We start from the raw sequence: 4,400 nt of genomic DNA, 5'->3' as shown, positions 1-4,400 counted from the left end.
GGGGGGCGCGCCCCCCCCCCCGCCCCCGGGGGGCGCGCGGAACCGGCGGCGGGGTCAGCCCGCCGCGGGACGGGCCTCGGCGGCGGCGCGCCGCTTGCCCGTCCGCCTGGTGTAGGCGGGCAGGGCGAAGGCGAGCAGCAGCGCGAGCAGGGCCATGATCGCCAACGCGACGAAACCCGCCTCGAAGCCCGCGGCCAGGTCGGCGGGCTCCGTGGAACCGGCCGTGACGGACACGGCGACCGTGGCGGCGATCGCGGTGCCGATCGCGCCGCCGATCTGGAACCCCGCCGAGATGAGGCCCGACGCCAAACCGGACTCCGGCTCGTCCACATCGGTCAGCGCGACGATGTTGGACGTGGTGTGCCCGATGCCCAGGCACAGGCCGAAGAGGGCCAGCGGCACGATGATGGTCGTGGTGATGTTCGCGCCGATCGGCAGCCGGGTCAGCAGCAGGCACGCGGCGCCGAGGCCGATCGCGCCCACCGCCATGGGCAGCTTGAAGCCGCGTCGGGTGACCATGGCCTGCCCGACGTAGGCGCCCGCGACCGACATGACCGGCATGGCCGCGCTGACCAGGCCGGACTCGAAGGCCGAGTACCCCATCACCTGCTGGGTGTGCAGGGAGATGAGCAGGCCCTCGCCCCACACGATGCCCGCGACGAGCATCATCAGCAGGTTGCCGACCAGCACGGTGGGCTTGCGCAGGATCGGCAGCGGCACCAGCGGCGCGGAGGACCGCGACTCGATCACCACGAACAACGCGATCAACGCCGCCGCCAGCACGTACAGGCCGATCGTCCGCACGCTGGCCCACCCGGCGACCGGTCCGTCCACCGTCGCGTAGATCAGGGCGGCGAGCGCGAGGGTGACGGTCAGCGCCCCGGCCACGTCGAACGTGCGCCGCTGCGCGCTGTCACGGCTCTCCCGCAGCACGAACGGCGTCACGACCAGCAGGCAGAGCACGACGGGCACGTTGACCAGGAACGCCCACTGCCAGCCCAGCTCCGTGGTGAGCACGCCGCCCACCAGCAGGCCGCCCACCGCGCCCACACCGCCGACCGCGGACCACGCCGCGATGGCCCGGTTGCGCTCCGGCCCCTCCTGGAACGTGTTCATCAGGATCGACAACGCGCTGGGCACCATCAGCGCGGAGGACACGCCGTGCAGGGCGCGGGCGATGACGAGGGTGCCGGCGTCCCAGGACAGCCCCGACAGCATCGTGGTCAGCAGGAACCCGGCCACGCCGATCATGAACGCCTTGCGGCGGCCGATCAGGTCGGCCATCCGGCCGCCGAGCAGGAGCAGGCCGCCGAAGGTGATGGCGTTGACGGTGATGACCCACTGCACCTGCTCGGGCGACATCTCCAACGCCGACTGGATGGACGGCAGCGCCAGGACCACGAACTGCGAGTCCAGGATCATCATGAAGCTGGCGACGCACAGGAGGGCGAGAGCGGCCCAGCGCCGCGGGTCCCTGCCCGTCGCGGGGTCCGTCGCCCCGCTCTCGATCGGCTTCAAGTCCATGCCGGCTCCTCCTCGGTCACAGGGTTCGCGCCCTGCTCGTTCTGCGGGTGGGGGCATTCGGCCGAGCGCCGCCTCCGGTGCTCGGAGGTTTTGGAGCGTGCCACCGGAACCCGCCGTCGCCACCTTCCAAAATGCGCTGTCCACGGTGGACCGCCCGGCGCGCCGCCGGACGCGTCCGTTCCGCCGCGACCGACCCGGTGCCCGGCCCAGCGCCGGCGTCCGATCGGCTGATCGCGCGACCCGTCGCGTCCCGGCGCGACTGCGGTGTCCCGAACGGTCCGCCGGCGTTCCCGGCGGGAGCACGGGCCGCCGCCGAGTGAGCAACCTGAAAGATCTGCGGGGCCGACGCAGGCGGTTACCGTGAACCGCCCTCGGCCGAGGTCGGGGGACGGACAAGCCGGCGGCCGGAGGAGCGACCCGACATGACGACAAGCCGTGAGATCCGCCTGATCAGCCGTCCGCCGGGCACGCTGCCGGTGCCCGGCGAACTCGAGCTGGTGGAGGTGCCGGTGCCGGACCCGCGTCCCGGCGAGGTGGTGGTCCGCAACCTCTACATGGCGATCGACCCCGGTCTGCTCATGCGGATGCAGGACGTCGAGCCCCCCGAGGTGCCGGACTACGACCTCGGCGTGGCGCCGTGGGGTCACGCCCTGGGCGAGGTCGTCGAGTCGGCGGCGCCCGGCCTGCGGCCCGGCGACGTGGTGCTGCACCGCCTCGCCTGGCGCGAGTACGCGGTGGCGGACGCGGCCGAGTTCGAGGTGGTGGACCGCGACCTGTACCCGTCGCTGTCGCACCACCTCAGCTCGGCCGTGGTGGCGTACGTGGGGCTGAGCCAGGTCGAGATCCGGCCGGGGGACACGGTCGTCGTCTCCAGCGCGGCCGGCGCGGTCGGCAGCGTCGCCGGGCAGCTGGCCCGCGTGCGCGGCGCCGGCCGGGTCATCGGCAGCGTCGGCTCGCCGGACAAGGCGGAGTTCGTCGTCAAGGAGCTGGGTTTCGACGACGCGTTCGACTACCACGACGGCTGGCCCGACCTCGGCGGCGTGGACGTGTACTACGACAACGTCGGCGGCTGGCAGCTCGAAGCGGCCATCTCGGCCATGAACGTGCACGGGCGGCTCGTCCTGTGCGGGTGGACCGAGCAGCTGCGCACCGGCCGCAGGCCCGCCATCGGGAACATGCACCTGGTCGTCGAACGGCGGCTGACCGTGCGCGGGTTCACCACCGACGACCACCAGGACCTCTTCCCCCGCTTCGCCGCGGAGTTCCCCGGGCTGGTCGCGAGCGGCGAGGTCGTCCTGCATGAGACAGTCATCGACGGCCTGGAGAACCTCGTGCCGGCGGTCCAGGCCCAGCTCAAGGGGGCCTACCGCGCCAAGGTGCTGCTCCGCTTCTGATCGCTGGGAGGCGTCATGACCCGATTCAGCTCGCCACCGCGGATCTCCGTGGTGATCCCGACGTACAACCGGAGCGGGATGCTGCGGCGGACGCTGTCCGAACTCACCCGGCAGAGCATCCCGCCGGAGGAGTTCGAGGTCGTCGTGGCGGACGACGGTTCCACCGACGACACCAAGGCCGTGGTGGACGGGTTCGCCGACGCGCTGCGGATCTCCTACCACTACCAGGAGGACCTGGGTTTCCGGGCCGGGGCGGCGCGCAACGCCGGCGCCCGGATGAGCACCGCGCCGGTGCTGGTGTTCCTGGACACCGGCGCGCTCGCGCCCGCGCGGTTCCTGGAGAACCACCTCCGCGCCCACGGAGCGCCGAACCCCCGCCGGGTCTCGCTGGGCTACGCCTACGGCTACAACCCGGACGACCCGATGATGGAACTCGTGGACCTCCTCCAGCGGGCCACGCCCGAGGAGGTGGTCGAGCGGTACGGCGACGACCCGGCCTTCTTCGACGTGCGCCACGAGTCGCTGGTCAAGTGCGACTTCGACCTCCAGCGCCGGCACGTGCCGTGGAGCCTCACGTTCACCATCAACTGCTCCGTCACGGCCGCCGACTTCTGGGCGGTCGGCGGCTTCGACGAGTCCTTCGTGACCTGGGGCGCGGAGGACCTCGAACTGGCCTACCGGCTGTACCGCGACGGGGTGGAGTTCCACCTCAACCGCGAGGCGTGGGTCATCGAGACGCCGACCGAGCACGACTGGTCCGTGCTCGACCCCAGCCTGCTGAACAACATGAGGCACTTCCACGCCAAGCACCGCGACCCCCAGGTGGAGATCGGCGTGCGGGTGATCGCCGAGACCCTGCTGTTCCCGTGGGAGGAGTACTACGGCGAACTGGTCGACTGGAGCGGCCGGGCGCCGGTCGACGTGTCGGAGGAGATCGCCCGCGCCCTCGCCGAGGCCGGCCCGGTCGACGGCGTGGTGGCGGTGCTGGGCTCCGGCGGCTCGGTGCCCGCCTCGCTCCCGCCCGCCGTCCTGATGGACTTCGACCGCGAGCTGCTGGACCGCGCGCTCGCGGACGGCCGGCACACCGGCCACCACGCCATCGGGCTGGAGACCCCGCTGCCGGACCAGGGCGCGGACCTCGTCGTGATCACGTCGCGGCTGTCCGGGCTGAGGGACCGGTGGAACGACGACCTGCTGGCGGAGGCCAAGCGGATCGGCCGGCGGGTCGTGGACGCCACTTCGTGACGGGGTCGCCGCGTCGGGCGCGCTGAACGGCCGGGGGAACGCTCCTCGGCCGTTCCCGGCGTGCGGGGTCGGGCCGGTGGGTCGTTGGCGGCGCGGCGCGCGGCCGAGGGATCGCGGGTCGTGCACCGCGTGTCAGGCCGATGGGGCGTTCACGTGGTGCACGGCCGAGGGATCCCCCGGCCGTGCGCGGCGTGCAAGGCCGGTAGGTCGATGACGGCGTGGCGCGCGGCCGATTCC

Annotated in this window: 3 protein-coding genes; 2 read left to right on the top strand and 1 reads right to left on the bottom strand. The window is 72.8% G+C overall.

What is annotated here, in order from left to right; genetic code table 11:
• Positions 1 to 54: 54 nt before the first annotated feature.
• Complete coding sequence (locus ACFXGA_RS39710) at positions 55 to 1,524, bottom strand: MFS transporter (protein ID WP_378098214.1); 1,470 nt, start codon at positions 1,522 to 1,524, stop codon at positions 55 to 57.
• Positions 1,525 to 1,946: 422 nt separating this feature from the next.
• On the opposite strand from ACFXGA_RS39710, the gene ACFXGA_RS39705 reads away from it, so the two are divergent.
• Positions 1,947 to 2,918 carry a zinc-binding dehydrogenase gene (locus tag ACFXGA_RS39705; protein ID WP_378098211.1) on the top strand — a complete coding sequence of 324 codons (972 nt, stop codon included), beginning with the start codon at positions 1,947 to 1,949 and terminating at the stop codon, positions 2,916 to 2,918.
• Between the two features lie 15 nt (positions 2,919 to 2,933).
• Positions 2,934 to 4,163 carry a glycosyltransferase gene (locus tag ACFXGA_RS39700; protein WP_378098208.1) on the top strand — a complete coding sequence of 410 codons (1,230 nt, stop codon included), beginning with the start codon at positions 2,934 to 2,936 and terminating at the stop codon, positions 4,161 to 4,163.
• Positions 4,164 to 4,400: the final 237 nt, after the last annotated feature.

It is taken from the genome of Actinosynnema sp. NPDC059335 (genome assembly GCF_042752395.1).
GTDB lineage: Bacteria > Actinomycetota > Actinomycetes > Mycobacteriales > Pseudonocardiaceae > Actinosynnema.
Note: the sequence above shows the minus strand (reverse complement) of the source record. Positions and strands in the feature narration are given on the sequence as shown.

Coding starts and splice junctions, on each gene's coding strand:
- ACFXGA_RS39710 (WP_378098214.1), bottom strand. CDS start 1,524: ATGGACTTGAAGCCGATCGAGAGCGGGGCGACGGACCCCGCGACGGGC.
- ACFXGA_RS39705 (WP_378098211.1), top strand. CDS start 1,947: ATGACGACAAGCCGTGAGATCCGCCTGATCAGCCGTCCGCCGGGCACG.
- ACFXGA_RS39700 (WP_378098208.1), top strand. CDS start 2,934: ATGACCCGATTCAGCTCGCCACCGCGGATCTCCGTGGTGATCCCGACG.